Origin of the sequence: Pseudomonas sp. ICMP 561, from assembly GCF_002699985.1 — a bacterium.
Lineage (GTDB): Bacteria > Pseudomonadota > Gammaproteobacteria > Pseudomonadales > Pseudomonadaceae > Aquipseudomonas > Aquipseudomonas quasicaspiana.
In genome coordinates this window covers 121,533-144,308 of record NZ_LKBT01000023.1, presented here as the reverse complement: position 1 = coordinate 144,308, position 22,776 = coordinate 121,533, and the positions used below count along the sequence as shown (strand labels likewise).

At 57.9% G+C, this 22,776-nt stretch carries 21 protein-coding genes and 3 tRNA genes; all 24 read right to left on the bottom strand.

The window, feature by feature from the left end; all coding sequences use genetic code 11:
* Positions 1–371: 371 nt before the first annotated feature.
* Positions 372–448: transfer RNA gene (locus tag AO242_RS16955), tRNA-Asp, on the bottom strand.
* A 128-nt stretch (positions 449–576) separates the two neighbouring features.
* A tRNA-Asp gene (locus AO242_RS16950) sits at positions 577–653 on the bottom strand.
* A gap of 68 nt (positions 654–721) precedes the next feature.
* Positions 722–797 (bottom strand) — tRNA-Val (locus tag AO242_RS16945).
* 176 nt (positions 798–973) lie between these two features.
* The gene (locus tag AO242_RS16940) at positions 974–1,735 is read right to left on the bottom strand and encodes an SDR family oxidoreductase (protein ID WP_049827020.1); all 762 of its coding nucleotides are present in this window, start codon (positions 1,733–1,735) and stop codon (positions 974–976) included.
* 11 nt (positions 1,736–1,746) lie between these two features.
* Positions 1,747–2,958 (bottom strand): O-succinylhomoserine sulfhydrylase, encoded by a 1,212-nt coding sequence (locus AO242_RS16935; protein ID WP_027901103.1) that lies wholly within the window; start codon positions 2,956–2,958, stop codon positions 1,747–1,749.
* A gap of 18 nt (positions 2,959–2,976) precedes the next feature.
* Positions 2,977–4,485 carry an amidophosphoribosyltransferase gene (purF, locus tag AO242_RS16930; RefSeq protein ID WP_027901102.1) on the bottom strand — a complete coding sequence of 503 codons (1,509 nt, stop codon included), beginning with the start codon at positions 4,483–4,485 and terminating at the stop codon, positions 2,977–2,979.
* Positions 4,486–4,497: 12 nt separating this feature from the next.
* Positions 4,498–5,085, bottom strand: coding sequence for a CvpA family protein (locus AO242_RS16925; protein ID WP_099269634.1), 588 nt, complete (start codon positions 5,083–5,085; stop codon positions 4,498–4,500).
* Positions 5,086–5,182: 97 nt separating this feature from the next.
* Positions 5,183–5,854 carry an SPOR domain-containing protein gene (locus tag AO242_RS16920; protein ID WP_099269633.1) on the bottom strand — a complete coding sequence of 224 codons (672 nt, stop codon included), beginning with the start codon at positions 5,852–5,854 and terminating at the stop codon, positions 5,183–5,185.
* A complete protein-coding gene (gene folC, locus AO242_RS16915) occupies positions 5,838–7,145 on the bottom strand; it encodes a bifunctional tetrahydrofolate synthase/dihydrofolate synthase (protein WP_099269632.1) in 1,308 nt (435 codons plus the stop codon). Before folC ends, AO242_RS16920 begins: the two co-directional genes overlap by 17 nt.
* Positions 7,142–8,062, bottom strand: a complete 921-nt coding sequence (gene accD, locus AO242_RS16910; protein ID WP_027901098.1) for an acetyl-CoA carboxylase, carboxyltransferase subunit beta — start codon at positions 8,060–8,062, stop codon at positions 7,142–7,144. The genes folC and accD overlap by 4 nt, the downstream gene beginning before the upstream one ends.
* Before the next feature lie 277 nt (positions 8,063–8,339).
* A complete protein-coding gene (locus AO242_RS16905; protein WP_099269631.1) occupies positions 8,340–8,960 on the bottom strand; it encodes a phosphoribosylanthranilate isomerase in 621 nt (206 codons plus the stop codon).
* Positions 8,961–9,021: 61 nt separating this feature from the next.
* Positions 9,022–9,846, bottom strand: a complete 825-nt coding sequence (gene truA, locus AO242_RS16900; RefSeq protein WP_099269630.1) for a tRNA pseudouridine(38-40) synthase TruA — start codon at positions 9,844–9,846, stop codon at positions 9,022–9,024.
* 156 nt (positions 9,847–10,002) lie between these two features.
* Entirely contained in the window at positions 10,003–12,858 is a 2,856-nt protein-coding gene (locus AO242_RS16895; RefSeq protein ID WP_099269629.1) for a FimV/HubP family polar landmark protein, read from the bottom strand.
* Between the two features lie 115 nt (positions 12,859–12,973).
* On the bottom strand, positions 12,974–13,984 hold the full coding sequence (locus tag AO242_RS16890; RefSeq protein ID WP_099269628.1) for an aspartate-semialdehyde dehydrogenase: 1,011 nt from the start codon (positions 13,982–13,984) through the stop codon (positions 12,974–12,976).
* A 79-nt stretch (positions 13,985–14,063) separates the two neighbouring features.
* The gene (locus tag AO242_RS16885; protein ID WP_099269627.1) at positions 14,064–14,624 is read right to left on the bottom strand and encodes a DUF1285 domain-containing protein; all 561 of its coding nucleotides are present in this window, start codon (positions 14,622–14,624) and stop codon (positions 14,064–14,066) included.
* Between the two features lie 9 nt (positions 14,625–14,633).
* Entirely contained in the window at positions 14,634–15,239 is a 606-nt protein-coding gene (locus AO242_RS16880) for a DUF4823 domain-containing protein (protein WP_099269626.1), read from the bottom strand.
* Between the two features lie 140 nt (positions 15,240–15,379).
* On the bottom strand, positions 15,380–16,042 hold the full coding sequence (locus AO242_RS16875; RefSeq protein ID WP_099269625.1) for a TetR/AcrR family transcriptional regulator: 663 nt from the start codon (positions 16,040–16,042) through the stop codon (positions 15,380–15,382).
* 585 nt (positions 16,043–16,627) lie between these two features.
* Positions 16,628–17,413: a TatD family hydrolase gene (locus AO242_RS16865; protein ID WP_099269624.1), complete on the bottom strand. Its 786-nt coding sequence runs from the start codon at positions 17,411–17,413 to the stop codon at positions 16,628–16,630.
* 12 nt (positions 17,414–17,425) lie between these two features.
* On the bottom strand, positions 17,426–17,782 hold the full coding sequence (locus AO242_RS16860; RefSeq protein ID WP_027901089.1) for a PilZ domain-containing protein: 357 nt from the start codon (positions 17,780–17,782) through the stop codon (positions 17,426–17,428).
* A 64-nt stretch (positions 17,783–17,846) separates the two neighbouring features.
* The gene (locus AO242_RS16855) at positions 17,847–18,833 is read right to left on the bottom strand and encodes a DNA polymerase III subunit delta' (RefSeq protein WP_099269623.1); all 987 of its coding nucleotides are present in this window, start codon (positions 18,831–18,833) and stop codon (positions 17,847–17,849) included.
* Positions 18,826–19,458 (bottom strand): dTMP kinase, encoded by a 633-nt coding sequence (gene tmk, locus AO242_RS16850; protein ID WP_099269622.1) that lies wholly within the window; start codon positions 19,456–19,458, stop codon positions 18,826–18,828. The genes AO242_RS16855 and tmk overlap by 8 nt, the downstream gene beginning before the upstream one ends.
* A 19-nt stretch (positions 19,459–19,477) precedes the next feature.
* The gene (gene mltG / locus AO242_RS16845) at positions 19,478–20,635 is read right to left on the bottom strand and encodes an endolytic transglycosylase MltG (protein WP_099269621.1); all 1,158 of its coding nucleotides are present in this window, start codon (positions 20,633–20,635) and stop codon (positions 19,478–19,480) included.
* Positions 20,635–21,453: an aminodeoxychorismate lyase gene (gene pabC / locus AO242_RS16840; RefSeq protein WP_099269620.1), complete on the bottom strand. Its 819-nt coding sequence runs from the start codon at positions 21,451–21,453 to the stop codon at positions 20,635–20,637. The genes mltG and pabC overlap by 1 nt, the downstream gene beginning before the upstream one ends.
* Positions 21,453–22,697 (bottom strand): beta-ketoacyl-ACP synthase II, encoded by a 1,245-nt coding sequence (gene fabF, locus AO242_RS16835; protein WP_027901084.1) that lies wholly within the window; start codon positions 22,695–22,697, stop codon positions 21,453–21,455. Before fabF ends, pabC begins: the two co-directional genes overlap by 1 nt.
* Between the last annotated feature and the right edge of the window lie 79 nt (positions 22,698–22,776).

Sequence of the window (22,776 nt, the reverse complement as noted above, 5' to 3'; positions counted from 1 at the left end):
CCGTAGGAGCGGCACTGTCTCGCAGTAAACAAAGACCTTTCAAACACAATGCATTTTGCAGGCTGAACCCATTCCTGTAGGAGCTCACCGAGGTTACGAGGCCAGCGATGGCAGAGTGTCAGACAAACCGCTATCGCTGGCCTCGTAACCTCGGTGAGCTCCTACAGGTCCGATGGTTGCGGCCAAAGATAGTGACGCCATGGATACCCCTACGCCCACATGATATGCATTTCAATCAACGGACGGCATTTCCCGGAGGACTTCAGCCGCGAGGGCGTCACACCTGAACATAAAAATCAGGCAAAAAAAAAGCGACCCTTTAAGGTCGCTTTCTTTCGCTTCAAGGAGTTCAAGGGCCTCGAAGCTATGTATGGCGCAGCGGACGGGACTCGAACCCGCGACCCCCGGCGTGACAGGCCGGTATTCTAACCGACTGAACTACCGCTGCGTATCGCTCGGACTTGCGTCCGTTTGAATCGTTGAAGCAGGCTTTCGAGAACCTGCTTCGTTGTAACCCTGACCGAGAAGCCTTGAGGCTTTTCAATCGCAGACCAGACTGATCTGATCCGTCAAATATGGCGCAGCGGACGGGACTCGAACCCGCGACCCCCGGCGTGACAGGCCGGTATTCTAACCGACTGAACTACCGCTGCTTGTCGGTGGACTTACGTCCGGTATCGCTATGTAACCTTTCAATGTTGCAACATTGAAACTCACGAAGTGGTGGGTGATGACGGGATCGAACCGCCGACCCGCTGCTTGTAAGGCAGCTGCTCTCCCAGCTGAGCTAATCACCCTTTGCTTCGTTGAGGCCGCGAAATTTACGCACCTAACGAACCTAAGTCAATACCCTGCTTGAAGTTTTTTTTAAGAGCAGCTTCCAGCCGCAAGTTTCAAGCTCCAAGCCAAAAACAAAAAAGCGAACCCGAAGGCTCGCTTTCTCTTGCAGCTTGCAGCTTGAAACTCGCCGCTGCTACAGATAAATCATCTTCTTGCTCATACCACCGTCCACCACGAACTCTTGCCCCGTGACGAACCCGGCATTGCGCGACAGCAGCCAGGAGATCATCGCTGCCACATCATCCACCGTGCCTACCCTGCCCGCCGGATGCTGAGCGTGATCAGCATCCGATAACGGCTCAGCACGCCGTACAGAAGGATCCCGGGCGTCAATCCAGCCAGGGCTGACCGCGTTGACGCGAATCTCGGGCCCCAGGCTGATGGCAAGCGAATGAGTCAACGCCAACAGGCCGCCCTTACTCGCTGCATAAGCTTCGGTATCGGCTTCTGACTGGCGCGCGCGGGTTGAGGTCAGGTTGATGATACTGCCCGCGTGAGCGCGCAAGTAGGGAGCGCAGTGCTTGGCCAGCAGCATCGGACCACTGAGGTTGATCCCCAGCACCCGATTCCAGTGCGCCAGGCTCAGGCTCTCAAGCGTGGTGTTATGCGGATCGGCAATCGCGGCGTTACATACCAGTGCGTCGAGGCGACCGAACTGGCCAATGACCTCGGCCACGCCTGCCGCTACCTGCTCTTCGCTGGAGACGTCCATGGCAATGAAGACCGCGTTATCGCCCAGCGCCTGAGCGACCAGAGCGCCTCGCTTGCGATCCACATCAACCAGAACAACCTGCCAGCCCTCGGTAATCAGCCAGGCAGCAATGCCCAGACCGATCCCTCGTGCAGCACCCGTTACCAGGGCCACCCGCCCATTGCTGGTGCTGGCGGCCTCCATCACCCAATCATTCACAGTGCCGCAAGACCACGCGCAAGATCCGCCTTCAGGTCAGCGACATCTTCCAGGCCTACAGCAACCCGGATCAGGCTGTCGCGGATGCCCGCAGCTTCACGCTCCTGAGGCGCCAGACGTCCATGGGAAGTAGTGCTCGGGTGCGTGATGGTGGTTTTGCTGTCACCCAGGTTGGCGGTGATCGAAATCAGGCGTGTCGCATCAATGAAACGCCACGCGCCTTCTTTGCCACCCTTGACCTCGAAGCTCAAAACCGCGCCGAATGCCTTCTGCTGACGTTTTGCCAGAGCGTGTTGCGGATGACTTTCGAGACCGGCGTAATGCACCTTCTCGATGCCGTCCTGCTGCTCCAGCCACTGTGCCAGTTCAAGAGCACTGGCACAGTGAGCGCGCATGCGCAGGTTCAGGGTTTCGAGGCCCTTGAGGAAGATCCACGCGTTGAATGGGCTCAGCGTTGGTCCGGCAGTGCGCAGGAAGCCGACCACTTCTTTCATCTGTTCGCTGCGACCGGCAACCACACCGCCCATGGAGCGGCCCTGGCCGTCAATGAACTTGGTGGCGGAATGCACGACCATGTCAGCACCCATCGCCAGCGGCTGCTGGAGCGCTGGTGTGCAGAAGCAGTTATCGACTACCAGCAGGGTGCCTTTGGCGTGAGCGATTTCTGCCAGAGCGGCGATATCGACCAGTTCGGCCAGAGGATTGGACGGTGATTCAACAAACAGCATTTTGGTGTTGGGCTTGATAGCGGCATCCCAGCCAGCCAGTTCGGCGAGCGGCACGTAATCCACTTCAACGCCAAAACGCTTGAAGTACTTCTCGAACAGACTGATGGTCGAGCCGAATACGCTCCGGGAAACCAGCACGTGATCGCCAGCGCTGCAAAAGCTCATGACCACAGCCATGATCGCGGCCATGCCGCTTGAAGCGGCAACGGCCTGCTCGGCGCCTTCCAGCGCTGCGATACGTTCTTCGAAAGAGCGCACCGTCGGGTTGGTGTAGCGCGAGTAAACGTTGCCCGGCACTTCGCCTGCGAAACGCGCAGCCGCATCGGCGGCTGAACGGAACACATAACTTGAGGTGAAGAACAGCGGATCGCTATGCTCGCCTTCCGGCGTGCGGTGTTGACCGGCACGCACAGCGAGTGTGTCGAAACCAACGCCCTCAAGGTCGCTGTCCAGCCGACCGGCATCCCATTCCTGAGTCATGCGCCCTCTCCGTGATGATTAGTTGTTGTACAGATCGATGATCGCGCTGACCGCCTGGGTCTTGACCTTGGAGGCGTCATTACGCGCCGACTCGATCTTGTTCAGGTAATGCTCGTCGATATCACCGGTCACGTACTTGCCGTCGAAGACCGAGCAATCGAAGTTGTCGATTTTGATCTTCTTGCTGCCACTCACCGCTTCGATCAGGTCGTTCAGGTCCTGATAGATCAACCAGTCGGCACCGATCAGATCAGCAACGTCCTGAGTGCTACGGTTATGAGCGATCAGCTCATGAGCGCTTGGCATGTCGATACCGTAAACGTTCGGGTAACGAACGGCAGGTGCCGCGGAGCAGAAGTAAACGTTCTTGGCACCGGCTTCACGGGCCATCTGGATGATCTGCTTGCAAGTGGTGCCACGCACGATGGAGTCATCCACCAGCATGACATTCTTGCCGCGGAACTCCAGCTCGATGGCGTTGAGCTTCTGGCGTACGGATTTCTTGCGCGCGGCCTGACCGGGCATGATGAACGTACGGCCGATGTAGCGGTTCTTGACGAAACCTTCGCGGAACTTGACGCCCAGATGGTTGGCCAGTTCCAGTGCCGCCGTGCGGCTGGTGTCCGGAATAGGGATAACCACGTCGATGTCGTGATCCGGACGCTCGCGCATGATCTTGTCAGCCAGCTTCTCGCCCATGCGCAGACGCGCCTTGTAGACCGAGATACCGTCGATGATCGAGTCCGGACGCGCCAGATAGACGTGTTCGAAGATGCACGGTGCGTACTTGGGATTGGTTGCGCACTGACGAGTGTGCAGCTTGCCATCTTCAGTGATGTAAACCGCTTCGCCCGGCGCCAGGTCGCGGATCAGGGTGAAGCCGAGCACGTCCAGTGAGACGCTCTCGGAGGCAATCATGTACTCGACGCCTTCATCGGTGTGACGCTGACCGAAAACGATCGGACGGATAGCGTCCGGGTCTCGGAAACCGACGATACCGTAACCGGTGATCATCGCAACCACGGCGTAACCGCCACGGCAGCGTTTATGCACGTCAGTGACAGCAGCGAAGATGTCTTCTTCGGTTGGCTGCAACTTGCCGCGCACGGCCAGTTCATGAGCGAAAACGTTCAGCAGCACTTCCGAATCAGAATTGGTGTTGACGTGGCGCAGGTCAGATTCGTAAATCTCCTTGGCCAGTTGCTCAACGTTGGTCAGGTTGCCGTTGTGCGCCAACGTAATGCCATACGGCGAGTTGACGTAAAACGGCTGGGCTTCAGCTGAAGTCGAGCTGCCTGCCGTTGGATAGCGCACATGACCAATACCCATGTGCCCGACCAGACGCTGCATATGGCGCTGATGGAACACATCACGTACCAGGCCGTTGTCCTTGCGCAGGAATAACCGGCCGTCGTGGCTGGTTACGATACCGGCAGCGTCCTGGCCGCGGTGCTGGAGGACGGTGAGCGCGTCATACAGCGCCTGATTGACGTTCGACTTACCGACGATACCGACGATGCCACACATGCGACACAACCCCTACTTAGTGGAACTGGATTTACCGAGCACTTCCTGCGGCATTGTAGGCGGCAGGAGGTGTTCCTTGAACGGCAGTTCAGCAGGTACGCTGACTCCGCTGGCGAGCCACTTGCTGGACATCCCGAGAATCAGGTTTTTCGACCAGTCAGCGACCATGAGAAATTGCGGCACCAACCTCGATTGCTGCCACCATTGATCCTGTTGTACCGGCCCCAGGCTCAACAGCCCGACGGCCACTACTACAAGCAAGCCTCCGCGCGCTGCGCCAAAGACCATGCCGAGAAAGCGATCGGTCCCGGAAAGCCCGGTGACACGAATCAGTTCCCCAATAAGAAAGTTGATCATTGCGCCAACCAGCAAGGTGGCGACGAATAGAATAGTACAGGCCGCAATAACCCGAAACGATGGTGTTTCGATGTAGTTGACCAAATAACCTGATAATCCCGCGCCAAACATCCAGGCGACGACGCCTGCAATGATCCAGGTCACCAGAGACAGGGCTTCCTTGACGAAGCCGCGCTTGAGACTGATCAGAGCGGAGATAGCGACGATCGCGAAGATCGCCCAGTCGACCGGGGTAAAGGGCACGTTTGAGCCTGCAAACAGATAAGGCGGCGCATTTTAGCAGAGCGCCAGCCTGCCGGTAAGCAGCATTTCCGGCAGCTGTGCAATCATCTGAAAAGCATCAACCCTGCTCAGGCTGAAAGCGCACCACAATGCCCTTGAGCTTCTGCTGCTTGTCGAGCTGATCACGCAAGCGATCAGCTTCTGCACGCTCGATCAATGGACCCACAAACACCCGGTTCACGCCGCCTGCGGTACGGATGTAGGCGTTATAGCCCTGAGTGCGCAGGGTCTTCTGCAGGTTGTCGGCGTTGGCACGGTTGGACATGCTCGCCAATTGTACCGACCAGCTTACCGACAGACCGTTAGCGTCGACACCTGACGGCGTGGCTGGTTTGGCAGTCGCTTGCGCTGCAGGCGCCGCCGGGACTGGCGCTGGCGTCGGTGCTGGCGCCGGAGCTGGCTTGGCGGCCGGTTTGGCGGCAGGCGGGGTCGCAGTCTTCACTTCAGGCGGAGCCGGAGCGATAGGCATGGACGGTGCCTGGCTTTGCGCAGCTATTTCATCGTCGCCAGGGATAGGCTCCTGAGTGGGAACCTGAGGCTCAGGCACCGGCACTGGCTGAACCTGCACTTGAGGCGCTGCAGGCGCTTGCGGAGCAGCGGGCGCATCGACCTGAACGTGGCGCGTCTCATCCTGACGCGTGAACAGCATAGGCAGGAAGATCACAGCCACGGCGATAAGCACCAGGGCACCGACCATTCGCTGTTTGAATACGTTATCCAGCAGAGCCATTTGCAGCTTCCTCTATGGCGTGCCGGGTCAACCATTCCAGGGCCTCGGCAACACAGTAAAAAGACCCGAACAGCAAAATCTCGTCATCGGCTGTAGCGTGCGCGCATTGGGCTTCAAGTGCCAGCGCAACACTCTGATAGGACGTCACGTGCGCACCAAGGTTCTCAAGTGCCACGTGCAAATCATTTGCTGGTCGGCTGCGCGAGGTCGGAAGCGGTGCAACAGCCCAGTCATCGATACTGGAAGCCAGCTCGGCAACGACACCTTCCAGCTCCTTGTCAGCCAACAGACCAAAGACCGCCAAGCGCTTTCCTGCCACCGGACGCTGAGCCATGCGTTGCGCCAGAAACTGCGCAGCGTGGGGGTTGTGCCCCACGTCCATCAGCAGATTCAGCCGCTTGCCATGCCAGTTGAAGGCGCGACGATCCAGACGACCGATGATCCGTGTATCGAGCAATGCAGCAAGAATCAGCTCCGGCTGCCAGGCAATATCCAGCAATAGATAAGCCTGCAACGCCAAGGCTGCGTTTTCCATAGGAAGGTCAAGCAATGGCAAATCAAGCAATTCAACCTGCTGCCCCTGCCCGTCTCGCCCCGTCCAGCTCCAGTTCCGCTCATTGATCGTCAGATCGAACTCACGGCCGCGCAGCATCAGCGGGCAATTGAGTTGTTTGGCCTTGTCGAGAAGTGGCGCAGGAGGATCAGGATCACCGCACAGCACTGGGCAACCTTCGCGGAAAATCCCCGCCTTTTCGAACGCTACGGACTCGCGGGTATCGCCCAGCCAGTCCGCGTGATCGATACCGATGCTGGTCACTACCGCCAGATCGGAATCGATCAGGTTGACGGCATCGAGACGACCACCCAAACCCACCTCAAGCACCGCGACATCAAGCGCCGCCTGCTCGAAAAGCCAGAAAGCCGCCAGAGTCCCCATTTCGAAATAGGTCAGCGTGACATCGCCACGCGCAGCCTCGACAGCGGCGAACGCATCGCAGAGTTCTAAATCAGTGGCCTCAACGCCCTGCACTTGCACACGCTCGTTGTAGCGCAACAAATGCGGAGAACTGTAAACACCGACCTTAAGACCCTGAGCGCGGAGCAACGAAGCCAGAAAGGCGCAGGTCGAACCTTTGCCGTTGGTACCGGTTACCGTAATCACCCTGGGCGCAGGCCGGGTCAAACCCAATTGCTGCGCTACCTGTCGCGACCTGTCCAGCCCCATATCAATGGCAGAGGGATGCAACTGCTCCAGATAGGCGAGCCAATCACCCAGGGATCCTGGCGTCATACGTTGGCGGGCGCCGGAGGAACGATGATTGGCTCGATAACCGGCGCGACGAACTTGGGTGTCGGCAGGTTCATCATTTGCGCCAGGAGGTTACCCAGACGCTGACGCAGTTCCTGACGAGGAATGATCATGTCGATAGCGCCGTGGTCCAGCAGGAACTCACTGCGCTGGAAGCCTTCCGGCAGTTTTTCACGAACGGTCTGCTCAATGACACGAGGACCGGCAAAGCCGATCAGAGCCTTTGGCTCAGCGACGATCACGTCACCCAGCATGGCCAGACTCGCGGAAACACCGCCGTAAACCGGGTCGGTCAGTACGGAGATGAACGGCAGGCCTTCTTCGCGAAGACGCGCCAGCACGGCCGAAGTCTTGGCCATTTGCATCAGCGAGATCAACGCTTCCTGCATACGCGCGCCACCGGAAGCGGCGAAGCAGATCATCGGGCAGCGTTTTTCCAGCGCATAGTTGGCAGCCTGAACGAAGCGCTCGCCTACGATCGCGCCCATCGAACCGCCCATGAAGGAGAACTCGAACGCCGAGACCACAACCGGCATGCCCAACAGGGAGCCGCTCATGGAAATCAGTGCATCTTTTTCACCGGTCTGCTTCTGGGCACCGACCAGGCGATCCTTGTACTTTTTGCTGTCGCGGAACTTGAGACGGTCAACCGGCTCCAGATCGGCACCGATTTCGGAACGACCTTCTTCATCGAGGAAGATATCCAGACGAGCACGCGCGCCGATGCGCATGTGGTGGTTGCACTTGGGGCAAACGTCCAGGGTCTTTTCCAGCTCTGGACGATAAAGCACCGCTTCGCAGGATGGGCATTTATGCCAGAGGCCTTCAGGAACCGAGCTCTTCTTGACCTCGGAACGCATGATCGAAGGGATCAGTTTGTCTACCAACCAGTTGCTCATGCTTTATATCTCCAGTACCGGTGGCTCGAACGCCGGGTGACTCAGCACCCTGCGCATGCCCTTTTAACTAATTCGTAAATGAATTGAAGCAGCTTGTCGGTGGCTGCCAAATATCGTGGCGTGCCAGCCGCACAGCTTCAATCGCGATTCAACAACCGTGGCGAGGCATTCGAACCTCACCCGTAAAAAATCTGCCCGCTTATCCGGGACTGCCTGCCTGTCGCACAGACAGGATTATGGACGGTGGCCGACGAAAACCCGTCACATCGAACCGCCATCAGCAGCCGTGCACTGCGCTCATGAACGCACGAATCTTGTCATGATCCTTGATGCCCTTGCTCTTCTCAACACCGCCGCTGACGTCTACCGCGTAAGGCCGAACCTGGGTAATGGCCTGAGCCACGTTGGCAGAGGTCAAACCGCCGGCCAGGATAATCGGCTTTTCAAGACTGTTCGGGATCAGCGCCCAGTCAAAGGTTTCACCCGTACCGCCTGGAACGCCTGCGACATATGTGTCGAGCAGGATACCGCTGGCCCTGGAGTACAAACGGCAACTGGCAGCGATATCGTCACCGGCCTGCACCCGCAATGCCTTGATGAACGGACGATGATAGCCATCGCACTCCTCAGGCGTCTCATCTCCGTGGAACTGCAGCATATCCAGCGGCACAGCATCCAGAGTTTCGTTGAGCTCACAACGGCTGGCATTGACGAACAAACCCACCGTACTGATAAACGGCGGCAAGGCGGCAATGATTGCCCGCGCTTGTTGAACGCTCACTGCCCTTGGGCTTTTGGCGTAAAACACGAAGCCGATGGCATCGGCACCCGCCTCGACGGCAGCCAATGCATCTTCTATGCGGGTAATCCCGCAGATCTTGCTGCGAACGGCTGACATGTAAAGAAAACCTCAAGCCTTTCGGGAAAGGCCCGGATGTTAACAAATGCTGTTACAGGCGTCAGCCGTCAAGTTCCGAGAAGCCCGTAAGAAAGTGCGGCCCGATATAACGCTCAGGCAGCGGAAACTCGTCGCGATACTCCACCTGTACCAGATAAAGCCCGAACGGGTGCGCGGTTACCCCGCCCGTTCGACGGACCTTGCTTTCCAGCACCTCGCTCGCCCACTCAACCGGCCGCTCTCCTGCACCGATGGTCATCAGCACGCCAGCGATATTGCGCACCATGTGGTGCAGAAACGCATTGGCGCGTACATCGATGACAATCATCTTGCCGTGCTGTGTCACCCGCAGATGATGCAGCTGTTTGACCGGCGACTTGGCCTGACACTGCCCGGCACGGAAAGCACTGAAATCATGAGTCCCGACCAGGTACTGCGCTGCCTGCGCCATCCGCTCGACATCCAGCGGGCGATGGTTCCAGGTGATTTCCTGATTCAGGTGCGCCGGACGAATCTGGTCGTTGTAGATGACGTAGCGATAACGGCGCGCGATGGCTTTGAAGCGCGCGTGAAAATCTGCTGGCATGACCTTGGCCCAGCTGACACTGATGTCATGGGGCAAATTGATGTTGGCGCCCATCACCCAGGCCTTCATCGAGCGCTGGGCCTGCGTATCGAAATGCACGACCTGCCCGCACGCATGCACACCGGCATCGGTTCGTCCGGCGCACATCAACGAGACGGGTGAATCGGCGACTTTTGACAGTGCGTTTTCGAGGGTTTCCTGAACCGTCAGCACGCCGGATGCCTGACGCTGCCAACCGGAATAACGCGAGCCTTTGTATTCGACCCCGAGCGCAATTCGGGAAAAGCCTTCAGCGGCCATTTCGGCTGCCGGGTTATCTATGTTCGCCAAGAGGTAAAAGCCTGTCGGATTGCAAAATGGCGGCCATTATAGGGCCGTCGAAAAAAGACGCCATGTGCCCGACGCTATAAATGCAAACGGCCGCATAAGCGGCCGTTGCAGCACAGCGGTAATGAATCAGACCAGACGAGAGAGCATATCCCGCGCTTCGGTTTTCTGACCGTCATTACCCTCGGACACCACTTCATCGAGGATATCGCGAGCGCCGTCGCTGTCACCCATTTCGATGTAGGCGCGTGCCAGATCGAGCTTGGTGGCGGCTTCGTCGGTGCCGGACAGGAAATCGAACTCCGGCTCATCATCCATCGACGCCATGTCATCCGCGGTGAAGCTAGGCGTCTCGAAAGGCTCTGCCATCGGCGGGTGCTCAAGATTCTGCGACAAACGCTCCAGTTCGGCGTTGACGTCCTCAATCTCGGAAGCGAATGCCTGGGCGGCAGGATCAGACTCGATTTCGTCAGACAGTGACAGGTCGAAGTCATCCGGCAAGTCCAGATCGTGCTCCAGCTCAGGTTCAGGTTCGGCTGCCACTACAGGAGCAGGCTCACCCAGGTCCAACGGCTCTTCGTCGAGGCTGAGCAAGAAATCATCTTCCGTGGTCAGCCCGGGTTCGTCTTCCGCCAGATCCAGATCGAAATCGTCCAGGTCGTCAGGCGTGCTGACCACGGGCGCTTCAGTCTGCTGCTTCAGGAGCGACTCAAAGCTCGGCTCCTGCGGCTCAGGCTCAGGTGTTGGTGCATCCAGCTCGAAATCGCTCACCTCTGCCGGCGCGGTCAGATCGACCACGTGCTCCGGCGAAGCCTGTTCCAGATCGTCAAGGCTCAGATCGAAATCCTGCTCGAAGTCATCAACCTCAGCAGCCGGAACTTCAGCTTCAGGGACTGACGCTGCGACGACTGGCTCAGGTTCCAGTTCCGGCTCTGAAGCCAGCTCTGGCTCTGGCTGTACCTCAGCGACAGGCTGCTGCTGCTCTTCTTCATCGAGCAGCAGCTCCTCAACGTATTTCGCATCCAGCTCGGCTGCCACTGCTGCTGCCGTCGCTGTTGCCGCCGCAGCCACAACAGCTGCGGTAACCATGGTCGGGTAACGACTCTTTAGCTGCTCGACCTCAGCTTCATGCTTTCCCCGTGCCACCACTTTGCGCTCGTGCGCGGCGAAAGCTTTGGTGTTGCCCTGCTCGGCGTAGATTTCCATCAGCTTCAGACGGATATCATCACGAGCAGGATCTTCTTTAACAGCCTCTTCCAGAAGTTCGACCGCCTGATTCATACGGCCGTAAGCGATATGGATTTCAGCCTGAACCAGCGGATCAGCCGGACGCTCTTTCGGACCGCCAGCAGCAGGCGGTGGCGTCATTGCCACGTTAGGCGAAGCAACGCCCAACCCTTCGAAACTGGCTTGCGGCACGTCCATATCCATGTCGGACACAAAGTCAGACTCTTCAGCCAGAGCACGCGCCATGCGCTTGTGCTTCTCGGCCTCGGCCTTGGCATTGCGACGACGGGCCAGGAACAGCATCAACAGAAGCAGGAACAGCACTACAGCGCCGCCGATGATGCCAAGCACAATCGGATTATTGAGCAACTGTTTGAAGGCGTTATCCGCGTCGGACTCCGGCGCGACTACCGGCTCAACGGCCAACGGCTGATCTGCACCAGGCGCGGTGACCTGAGCGGCACCAGCCGGTAGCGCATCTTCCGGGGCAATCTCACCTGGCGGTTTGGCAGCAGCCTCAGGCGTACCCGGCGCGCCAACCACTGTGGCGGGCATGGCCGAGTCAGCAGGTTTTGCGGCCGCTGCGGCATCAGGCGTCGCACCCGGCGTCGCAGGCGGAACTACGCCTCCGGCAGCCTGCATCTTGGCCAATTGATCGCTTTTCAGCTGAATCAGACGCTGCATCTTGTCCAGCTGGCTTTGCAGGTCGTTCATGCGGCTCTTGAGCTCCGCGTTATCACGACGTGCGGTGTCCAGATTTTCCTGAGCCACGGCCAGCTTGTTGCTTAATTCTTTTTCGCCTGCAGAGCCTTTGCCCGCAGTATTTGAACCTGCAGATACCAGACTCAGGTTATCGCCCGCTTCCACCCGGGAAGGTGCCTCACCGGCACGATCGCGACGGGTTGCATCAACCTGACGCGTGCCGGAAGGCGTTCTACGCCCCTGACGCCACGCCTGATTCTGCGCAGCCACTTCGGTGATTGCTTGAGGCTGAGGCAAGGTCGTTGACTGCGAAGGCGTCGGCAAACGCAATACCTGACCTTTCTTAAGTCGGTTGATATTGCCGCCAATGAATGCGTCCGGGTTCAGCGCCTGAATCGCCAGCATCGTCTGTTGCACGGTGCCGCCATTGCGATTTTTCTCGGCAATTTCCCACAACGTGTCGTTATTGCTGGTGGTGTACGAAGCCTGCCTGGCACTGCTGTCCGCGACTGGCGCTGGAGCGGCCGGCGTCTCTGCGGCTGGCGTTGGCGCCGGGGCAGCCGGTTGCTCGGCAGCCGGTGCCGTAGAAGGCAACTGGGTCGCAGCAGCTGGAGCTGGCGCGGCCGCTGCAGCAGCGGCTGCCGCTTCCGGGGAATATTTAGGCGGATCAAGCAGCAGGCTGTACTCGCGCAGCAAGCGGCCGTTTGGCCACAACACTTGAACGAGGAATTTCACAAAGGGTTCGCGTACCGGCCTGCTGGAGGTAATACGCAAGACACTCTTGCCGCTGGCGTTGATCACCGGGGTAAACGTAAGGTCGTTGAGAAACGCCTGCCGAGTGACACCGGCCTGAGCGAAATCGGCGGTGGTTGCCAGACTTGGCACCACTTGCGAGGCGTTCAGCCCCTGCGCTTCCGTCAGTTCGATTTCGGCTACCAACGGCTGGTTCAGGGTCGACTTGACCGACAATTCCCCAAGCCCCAGCGCATGCGCCATTCCAGATGACAGCGCGGAAGCCGCAGCAATTGCTAAAACCAGTTTGCGAACCTGAACCATAGCCCATCCCTTGTTAAAAAATTCCTCGGCATCCGAGAGGTAAAAAGTACTCATCTCAGGAGCTTGGAGGACACGCCTGGCTAGAATGATTCTTCAAATTGCCGCCAAGTATCTTTTACACATAGTCTTTTATCAACAATTCAGCGAGCTGCACAGCGTTGAGAGCTGCACCTTTGCGTACATTGTCCGACGTGACCCACAGATTTAACTCACAAGGATCATCGATCCCACTCCGGACGCGTCCTACATAAACAACGTCCTGCCCTACAGCATCGCCGACCGCAGTCGGGTAATCACCAGCTTCGACCAACTCGATTCCAGCCGCAGACTCCAGTGCCTTGTTGACCGCTCCGAGATTCACAGGTGCCGCCGTCACTAACGAAACCGTGAAGCTGTCGCCAAAAAACAACGGTGCCTGCACGGTTGCCGCAGAAACCTTCAGTAAAGGCAGAGCCAGCAACTCTCGCAACTCCGCGACCAGACGTTTTTCCAGCGGTACATGCCCTTCTGCATCTGGCGTACCCACTTGGGCCAGCAGGTTAAAGGCCATTTGCCGATCAAAAAAGCGCGGCTCCAGCGGACGAACATTGAGTAACTCTGTCGTCTGACGCGCCAGTTCAGCGACGCCTTCACGCCCTTGGCTCGATACCGCCAGACAAGCCGTGACGCTGATTCGCTGAATGTCCAGCACCGCCAGCAAAGGTGCCAGTGTCAGCGCCAACGCTGCACCGGAAGAACTTGGGCTGCCCACCTGAAACGGTTTGCCGTACGACTCGATCAAAGCGCCATTGATTTCGGGAACGACGTTCGGCGCTTCCTCTGGGGACAATCCACCAGACAGGTCAATAACCGAACATCCGGCGGCGGTCGCACGGGCAGCATAGCTGCGGGTAATCGCCGGACCCGCTGCAAAGAACGCAACCTGCGCCTTGCTGAAATCGAACTCGTCGACTTCGCGCACGCGCACATTTTTGCCCCTGAACGGCACGGAATGACCTGCCGACTCGATACTGGCCAGCAAATGCAACTGCGCAACCGGGAAGTTACGCTCTTCGAGAATCTGGACGATGGTTTCGCCGACAGTACCGGTGGCGCCGATAACGGCAATATCAAAGGACTGATTCATGCAAAAACCTCAGGTAAAACGGGGAGCGGCACTTTAACCGCCGAGTACAAAGCAAGCAATTGAGCGGCAACTTATTGATTTAAGGCTCAAGGCCTATGGGAAAGAACTCTCCGTGACTCCAGACGCCCAGCCAGCGCTGACCATCAATGTCGCGGGAAACGGCCAGCTCCACCAACTGGTAGAACACGTTGCGATGAATCAATGCTTCAAGGTTGGCCCGCACATGGATATAGGGGGCCGGCTCTTCAGTCCGGGGATCGACTATCACGCGTAAGGGGTGATCCGGGCCAGCTTCGGTATCGTCCTCGACATTGGTCGAGAAGCGCAAAATCTGCTGCTCGCCCTCGCCCTCCACCACCAGACTGACCGCCACGAACGGTGCGTCATCGACGCGAATCCGGACCTTCTCCACGGGAGTAATCAGGAAGTAATCATCGCCATCGCGACGCATGATCGTGGAAAACAACCGGACCATGGGTTTGCGGCCAATTGGCGTACCCAGGTAGTACCAGGTGCCATCCCGCGCGATACGCATGTCGATATCGCCGCAGAAATCCGGATTCCACAGATGCACGGGTGGTAATCCTTTGCTCTTGGGGATCTGCGCGAACAGATCATTGGCCTTGCCCGGACCGGTCATTTTTTCTCCTTAGCGACTCAGACCCAACAGGCTGCGAGCATATTCCTCAAGCGGCGGGCCGAGCAGGTCTTCTGGTTTATTGTCGTAGAACGTCAGCAATCCGCCACGAATACGAATACGGGCGGTGTCGATCAGGTAGCGAGTGCTGGTTTCAATCAGCATCAACTGGATCACGCCGTTATCAATACCGAGCCTATCCAGCGCTTCCTGGTCGGACCACTCATCCGTATTGCCGATCCGATCGTCAGCCTTGGCAAAACGAGTGTAGAGCAAGTAATGCGCCCCGAAACCACGGGCTTCGGTCATTGCCTCATCCAGCCCCAATGGCGTACGGGCGCGACGAACCATCGGGAAATATTCAATGAAGCCGTTAAAGGCTTCTTCAGCCACTACGTTCTGCTTGGGATGGGGACTGGAATTAGGCGGTACGAACGCGCCTTGAGCGATATAGATGAACGAGTCAGCCTGTATGCGCCAATTGCCGATACGACGGGTTTCGCCGTGGTCGAGAATCCCGGCATCACTCAGTTGATCCTTGGTGCCCTGGGCCAGATCGCTGACACTCATGCAACCACTCAACGCCAACAGCGCCAGTAACAGAACCAGGCTACGCATTATTCCCCTCCCAAATGCCGGTGACGGAAAACCGGCGAATGGTCGTCTGATGCAGCTTCCGAGCCAGAGCGCGCATGGAAGCTGAATAATGCGGCTTTTAATGTACAGCACGCCTGAAACAGAGCCTTGGAGCAGCCCGGTTACTGATCTGTGGAATCTGCCTTGGGATCGGCAATTACATCTGTATCGCGCTTGCGCTTGTTGCCCATGCGCACACCGATATCCATCAGGAATTGAAAAAAGCCTTCCTGATCTTCAAGCACATTGCTCCAAAACGGCGAGTGGTAGAGCGCAACCGCGCCATGCACCAGAGCCCAGGCAGCGCAGTAGTGGAAATACGGCGGGACGTCTTCGAGCTTGCCTTCATTGATCCGCCCTTTTATCAGCAGCGTCAGGTGTTCGAAGTTCGAGGCGCGGATCTTGTGCAGTTCCTCGACCAGTTCTGGCACCTGATTGCCTTTGACGACCTTCTCTTCCAGACGATCAAACAGGCGATAACGCTGTGGATCACGCATGCGGAATTCGAAGTAGGCGCGGGAAAGCGACTCCTTGTCCTTTTCCAGATCCGCTGAATGCAGTAACTCGTTCAGATCACGCTCGTAGTCGAGCATCAGGCGCAAATAGATTTCCGCCTTGGATTTGAAGTGCTTGTAGATGGTGCCTTTGCCAATACCGACGGCGTCCGCAATCATCTCGACAGTAACGCTGTCTTCGCCTTCATCGAGAAATAACTTAAGCGCCGTGTCGAGGATTTCCTGCTCACGGCGGCGAAACTCACGGACCTTACGAGGTTCTTTTTGCATATTAAGAAGGTCTGCACGGCTCAAAATCGAAGCTCTGCATTATGCCTAACCCGCGCGAAATTGCACGGATCATCCGACCATGGTGCGTTAAATGCGTGAAGTGCGGGTTTTGACGGGAGAGTGTCGGACAATCCGGGAACTCACTTCGGGGAAAGAATGGTGTTGGTCTCATCGCGAGCAAGCTCGGCTCCCACATGAAAACCACGCTCCCCCTTTTGGAGCGAGGCTTGCCCGCGAAGAACGATGACGCGGGTCATCTGACACACCGCACCAACTGATTCGCGGGCAAGCCTCGCTCCAACAGGCAATGCGATCTCGGTCCCAGGCAGCATTCCAGAGGTGTGGCCGTAAATCATAGATAAAACGGACTCAACAACCGCGGCGCTATTCCAAATCTGTTTAAAAAACGTACAGAAGCGACTGGACGCCAGGCGAGCATGACCAATACTTAGTACGTTGGCGCGACATCTCCCCCAAGTGACGCGCCAATAAAGGTGCAGATGGATAGCGCACCTTTGTTTTACTCCTAATGGTCTTAACCCGGATTCACCCCCCAGAACCCGGGTTTTTTTTGCCTGCGATTCGTCAAGCCTTCAGATGCGCCAAGGGGAACAGTCGGGCAAAGTTGGCAGTCGTCATTTCCGCAAACTGCTCGTAAGACTCACCGCGCAACATGGCCAGAAATTCGGCCACTTCACGCACGTACTGAGGCAGGTTGGGTTTGCCCCGGTATGGGATTGGCGCGAGGTAAGGAGAATCCGTTTCCACCAACAACCGATCCGCTGGCACCTGACGCGCCACGTCACGCAGCGCATCGGCGTTGCGGAAGGTGACGATGCCAGACAGGGATATGTAAAAACCAAGATCCAGCGCCGCCTTGGCCATGTCCCAGTCTTCGGTGAAACAGTGCAGCACCCCGCCCTGAGGCAATGCAGCCTCGCGCAGCAGGCTCAAGGTGTCGACCCGCGCGCCGCGAGTGTGAACGATGACCGGCTTGCCGGTGATGTTCGCGGCTTGCAGATGCAGTCGAAACGACGCCTGCTGCAACTCCGCCGCTTCGGGCTCGTAATGGTAGTCCAGACCCGTTTCGCCAATCGCCACCACCCGTGGGTGATCCAGCTCTTTGAGCAGCCAGTCCAGCGCTGGCGTTTCGCCTGGTGTCAGGTCCAGTGGATGGATACCCACTGAGCAATCAACATCATCGTATTGCTCGGCAAGCGCCTTCACTGCTCCGGCGTTTTCGGCGCTGACGCCGATGCACAGAAAGTGTCCGACACCCCGGCCACGTGCAGCCTCAAGGGCAGCATCCAGTGATCCGGAATGCTCGGCAAGGTCCAGGCGGTCAAGGTGGCAATGGGAATCTACAAGCATGGAAATAGGCAACTACATCGTGTGAGTGGGACGGTCGGACTTCAAAGCACCGGCCAGATAGGTTTCGATCATGGTACGGGCGGTCGTGTCGCCGTCATTGAATTGCACGCCGACGCCAGCCGCGCGATTACCTTGCGCGCCCTTGGGGGTGATCCAGGCTACTTTGCCCGCCACCGGAATTTTTTCCGGTTCATCCATCAGGTTCAACAACATGAACACTTCATCCCCGAGCTTGTAGCTTTTACTGGTGGGGATGAACAGTCCGCCATTTCTGATAAAGGGCATGTAGGCCGCGTAGAGAACGGACTTGTCCTTGATAGTCAGAGACAAAATGCCATTTCGTGGACCGGAACTCGGCGGCAGGCTCATGACAACTCCTATCAAAAAACATAACCAACTGAATTTAAATGCATTTCCGTCTGACGACTAAACGCTAGCGCTGACTGATCAGCCCCGACCATTGAACCAGCAAGGCCTCAAGCAGTAATACCCTGTTCAGGTTGGCCTTGGACATGACTTTCTGACGCTGGGCCAGAATCCAGTCCTGAATCTCGAGCACCTTGCCCTGCGCGGACTTCTGCGCCAGATACTGCACTACTTTGCGCATATCCTCCAAACCCAGGCCTTGTTCGTCCCCGGTCAGTTGATAACGCAGAATCAGGTGCGACCAGTCGCAGAACCAGTCAAACAGCAACAGCAGCGGGATATCTTTCCAGCCTTCAGCCAGTTGGGTTGGCGATTGTTGCTGCTTGAGCAGCTTCTTTACGCCATCCACCACCTGAGCACGCTGCTCGCGCACGCCCTGGGTCTGAAGGCTGACAGCGGCAAGCGGCGAACCGGCGGCGAGGGTCAGCAACTCGCTCCGCTCCTCCTCGCTGCTCTCAGGCAATGCCTTGGCAAGCCATGTGAGACTCATCTCCTCACTGGGCAGCGGGCAGGCCTGTTGCACGCAACGGCTTTTGACCGTCGGCAACAGTCGGCTGGGTTGATGACTGACCAGCAGCAAAACGGTGTTGCCCGAAGGCTCTTCAAGGCTTTTCAACAAAGCGTTGGCGGCATTGATGTTCATCGACTCGACCGGCTCGATCAACACCACTTTGCGGCCACCCATTTGTGCCGTCTGCACCACAAAACTCACCAGATCGCGGACCTGATCGACCTTGATCGCCTTGTCCGCCTCTTCCGGCTCCAGCACGTAATTGTCCGGGTGACTTCCCGCCGCCAGCAACAGACAGGATTTGCACTGACCGCACGCTTCCAGACCTTCCGGTCGCTGGCACAGCAGACTGCCCATCAACCGCTCAGCCAGTGCTCGCTTGCCAATGCCAATAGGCCCATGCAGCAAATAAGCGTGGGCGTGTTGAGCACGACCCGCCAATTGCTGCCAGAGCTGCTCCTGCCAGGGATAAGCTTCAGCCACGGTGCAGACTCAACAATTCAGGCAATAATGCGTCGAGAGAACGCTGCACGTCAGGCAGGGATTGCGCCGCATCCACCAGACGATAACGTCCCGGCTCGGCTTTGGCGCGATTCAGATACGTACTGCGCACCGCGTCGAAAAAGGTCCTGCCTTCCTGCTCGAAACGATCCAGCCGCCCCCGCGCAGTGGCCCGCGCCAGACCCACTTCTACCGGCAAATCGAACACCAGAGTCAGGTCCGGGCGCAAATCGCCCTGTACGAAATTCTCCAACGCAGCGATCCGCTCGTGGGACAAGCCACGACCACCACCTTGATAGGCGTAAGTTGCATCCGTGAAACGATCACACAGGACAACCGCGCCACGCGCCAGTGCCGGACGAATCACTTCAGCCAGATGTTGCGCACGAGCAGCAAACACCAACAGCAACTCGGTATCGGCATGCATGGCTTCGTCGCTGGGTGCCAGCAACAGTTCACGAATGCGCTCAGCCAGCGGCGTACCGCCCGGCTCACGAGTCAGCAATACGTCGATGCCTTCAGAGCGCAGTTGCGCTGCAAGGTATTCACGGTTGGTGCTTTTACCGGCACCTTCCGGGCCCTCGAGGGTGATAAACAGGCCGGTCACAGGGTGTACTCAATAAAATTCATTGTGATTTTTGCTCGCTCGGCGCGGTGTCTTGTTCTGCTTTCGCTTCATCAGTCGCCGCCGGATTGGGCTCGACCGCCGGGACGGGCTCCGCAGGAGTCGCGGGGACTACTGGAACTGCGGCCGGGGCCGGACTCGATCGGTAGTCAGCACGACGCTTGAGCTGAAACTCGCGAACCGCGGCGTTGTGCGCGTCCAGGTCATCGGAAAATACGTGACTGCCATCGCCCCGGGCGACGAAATAAAGGCTGCGCCCCGGCACCGGGTTGAGGGCAGCGTGAATCGCTTCACGGCCGACCAAAGAAATGGGCGTAGGTGGCAAACCGGAGATGACGTAGGTGTTGTAAGGCGTGGGCTCTTTCAGGTGAGCGCGGGTCAACTTGCCGTTGTAGCGCTCGCCCAGACCATAGATGACTGTCGGGTCCGTCTGCAGCAACATGCCCAAGGCAAGCCGGCGGACAAAAACGCCGGCGATCTGGCCACGCTCCTGCGGGACACCAGTCTCCTTTTCAACCAGGGACGCCATGATCAGCGCTTGATAAGCATCGGTATACGGCACATCTGCTGCACGCTTGGCCCATTCCTCTTCCAACACGTCGTCGAGACGCTTGTAGGCCTGTTTGAGAATTTCAGCGTCAGTCATGCCGCGGACGTAGCGGTAAGTGTCAGGGAAGAACCGGCCCTCGGGAAAAACATCCGGATGACCGATTTTAGTCATCAGCTCAGCGTCGCTGAGATTAACCAGTGTTTGCTCAAGCTTGGGCTGCTTGCCGAGTGCTGCACGCACCTGACGGAAATTCCAGCCCTCGACCAGCGTCAGGCTGTATTGGACGACTTCACCGCGCTGCCACAGACCCAGCAAGGACTGCGCGTTCATGCCCGGCGTCATGCGGTATTCGCCGCTGTGCAGGGCTTCACCCGAGAGGTTGAAGCGCCAGTACAGCCTTAGCCAGAATGCGTCCTTGATCACACCGTCGGTTTGTAGACGATTGAGCAAACCACCCGGCGTCGAACCGGCAGGAACGTCGAGCATCTGTTCCTGGGTGACGTTCAAGGGTTGATGCAGGGCCTCGTTCTGCTGCCAGTAGGCATAACCCAACGCCAAACCTGCCAGGACCAGGCCCGTTTCCAGCAACAGCAAAAATTTTCGAATCACTAAGCGATATCCAGAAGGGCAAGAGCTTTGCGCTGCAGTTTACGGGTGAGCGGTCCAACCGACCAGCTCAGCTGTTCGAAGCCTCGCACCGGCCAGACGCCATAGACACTGTTGCAGACAAATACTTCGTCAGCATGTTCCAGATCAGCCATATGCAGATCACGAACTTCGACGTGAATGCCAAGCTCCGGAGCCTGCTCCAGCAACGCACCGCGCATGACACCCGCGACGCCGCTGCGACTCAGGTCAGCCGTGAGCAACACGTCATCGCGGACCATAAACAGATTGCTGTAAACCCCTTCAATAACACGACCGGAAAGATCACGCATCAGCCCTTCGGCAAACTCGGAGCCCTGCCATTCCGAACGGGCAAGCACTTGTTCGAGACGATTCAAATGCTTCAAACCTGCCAGCAAGCGCTGCTCGGCCAGACGTGTGACACAGGGGAACAAGTAAATGCCCTGCTCCGCATGAGCAGAGGGATAGGCAGGCAGCGGGCTACCTTGAAGAATTCTTACAGGGTGAGAATGGGTATCAGGGGCATAGCCACGCTGGCTGTCGCCACGGGTAAGGATCAGTTTCATGACCCCTTCGTCGAGTTGCCGGGCAAAGGCCAGCAGCTCGTCACGAATCAAAACCAGATCAGCAGCAATGCCCAGACGATCACAGCCTCGTTGCAAGCGCTGCATGTGCTGATCCAGCAGCGATGGCTGCCCTGCCCTTACCGCGATGGTCTCAAACAGCCCATCGCCATAAGCCAGCCCTCTATTTTTGACAGAAAGCGTGTCGGCTGGACGTCCATCGACCCAGCCTGGCATCACTCGGCGAACCGGCGGAACACCAGTGAGCCGTTGGTTCCACCAAAACCAAAGGAGTTGGAGACCACCACGTCGATGGGCATGCTACGTGCCTCGTGCGGCACGAAGTCCAGATCACAACCTTCACCCGGCTCGTCCAGGTTGATGGTCGGCGGTGCCACCTGACCGTTGATCGCCAGCACACTGAAGATGGCCTCGACAGCACCGGCCGCGCCCAATAAGTGACCGGTCATGGATTTGGTGGAGCTGACCGCCAGCTTGTAGGCGTGATCGCCAAACACACTCTTGATCGCATTGGCTTCGGCAAGGTCGCCCGCCATGGTCGAGGTGCCGTGGGCATTGATGTACTGAACCTGCTCAGGGTTGACCTTGGCGTCGTTCAGCGCGTTGCGGATGCAACGGGCAGCACCGGCGCCGTCGTCTGGCGGCGAAGTCATGTGGTATGCATCGCCGCTCATGCCAAAGCCGATCAGCTCGGCATAAATAGTCGCGCCACGCGCCTTGGCATGCTCAAGCTCTTCAAGCACCAGCGCACCGGAACCGTCGGACAGGACGAAACCGTCACGGCCTTTGTCCCAGGGACGGCTGGCGCGGGTTGGATCGTCATTGCGGGTCGACAGCGCGCGGGAAGCACCAAAGCCGCCCATGCCCAGCCCACAGGCCGCCATTTCAGCGCCACCCGCAATCATCACATCGGCTTCGCCGTAGGCAATGTTGCGTGCAGCCATGCCAATGCAATGCGTGCCCGTGGTGCAGGCAGTCGCAATGGCATAGTTAGGTCCCTGTGCACCCAGATGGATCGACAGGAAACCGGAAATCATGTTGATGATGGAACCCGGCACGAAAAACGGCGAAATACGCCCCGGCCCCTGCTCGTGCAGAGAACGGCTGTTGTTTTCGATATTGGTCAGGCCACCGATTCCAGAACCCATGGCAACGCCAATGCGTTCACGGTTTGCATCGGTGACTTCCAGGCCGGAATTACGCACAGCCTGAAAGCTGGCAGCAAGACCGTACTGAATGAATAGATCGAGCCTGCGAGCCTCTTTGGGCGCCAGATACTCTTCGACGTTGAAGCCCTTGATCGAACCGCCAAAGCGGGTCGTGTAAGCCGAAAGGTCTGTGTGTTCGATAAGGTTAATGCCACTGCGACCAGCCAGAATGCCCTGCCAACTGCTCGGCACATCCGTACCCAATGGCGACAGCATACCCATACCGGTGACCACGACGCGTCTACGCGACACAGGACTCTCCTTTTCTCTCATTGACTACACAGGACATCGTTTTAAAGAAAAAACCGCACGCCGGTAAGGCAGTGCGGTT

Bases quoted from the DNA above. Each gene is read 5' to 3' on its own strand.
- AO242_RS16865 (WP_099269624.1), bottom strand. From the start codon at position 17,413: ATGCTTGTAGATTCCCATTGCCACCTTGACCGCCTGGACCTTGCCGAG.
- AO242_RS16890 (WP_099269628.1), bottom strand. From the start codon at position 13,984: ATGAATCAGTCCTTTGATATTGCCGTTATCGGCGCCACCGGTACTGTC.
- folC (WP_099269632.1), bottom strand. From the start codon at position 7,145: ATGACGCCAGGATCCCTGGGTGATTGGCTCGCCTATCTGGAGCAGTTG.
- AO242_RS16940 (WP_049827020.1), bottom strand. From the start codon at position 1,735: ATGGAGGCCGCCAGCACCAGCAATGGGCGGGTGGCCCTGGTAACGGGT.
- AO242_RS16880 (WP_099269626.1), bottom strand. From the start codon at position 15,239: ATGCGTAGCCTGGTTCTGTTACTGGCGCTGTTGGCGTTGAGTGGTTGC.
- AO242_RS16905 (WP_099269631.1), bottom strand. From the start codon at position 8,960: ATGTCAGCCGTTCGCAGCAAGATCTGCGGGATTACCCGCATAGAAGAT.
- truA (WP_099269630.1), bottom strand. From the start codon at position 9,846: ATGGCCGCTGAAGGCTTTTCCCGAATTGCGCTCGGGGTCGAATACAAA.
- accD (WP_027901098.1), bottom strand. From the start codon at position 8,062: ATGAGCAACTGGTTGGTAGACAAACTGATCCCTTCGATCATGCGTTCC.
- AO242_RS16920 (WP_099269633.1), bottom strand. From the start codon at position 5,854: ATGGCTCTGCTGGATAACGTATTCAAACAGCGAATGGTCGGTGCCCTG.
- purF (WP_027901102.1), bottom strand. From the start codon at position 4,485: ATGTGTGGCATCGTCGGTATCGTCGGTAAGTCGAACGTCAATCAGGCG.
- AO242_RS16860 (WP_027901089.1), bottom strand. From the start codon at position 17,782: ATGAGCCTGCCGCCGAGTTCCGGTCCACGAAATGGCATTTTGTCTCTG.
- AO242_RS16895 (WP_099269629.1), bottom strand. From the start codon at position 12,858: ATGGTTCAGGTTCGCAAACTGGTTTTAGCAATTGCTGCGGCTTCCGCG.
- AO242_RS16875 (WP_099269625.1), bottom strand. From the start codon at position 16,042: ATGCAAAAAGAACCTCGTAAGGTCCGTGAGTTTCGCCGCCGTGAGCAG.
- pabC (WP_099269620.1), bottom strand. From the start codon at position 21,453: ATGCCAGGCTGGGTCGATGGACGTCCAGCCGACACGCTTTCTGTCAAA.
- AO242_RS16935 (WP_027901103.1), bottom strand. From the start codon at position 2,958: ATGACTCAGGAATGGGATGCCGGTCGGCTGGACAGCGACCTTGAGGGC.
- AO242_RS16885 (WP_099269627.1), bottom strand. From the start codon at position 14,624: ATGACCGGTCCGGGCAAGGCCAATGATCTGTTCGCGCAGATCCCCAAG.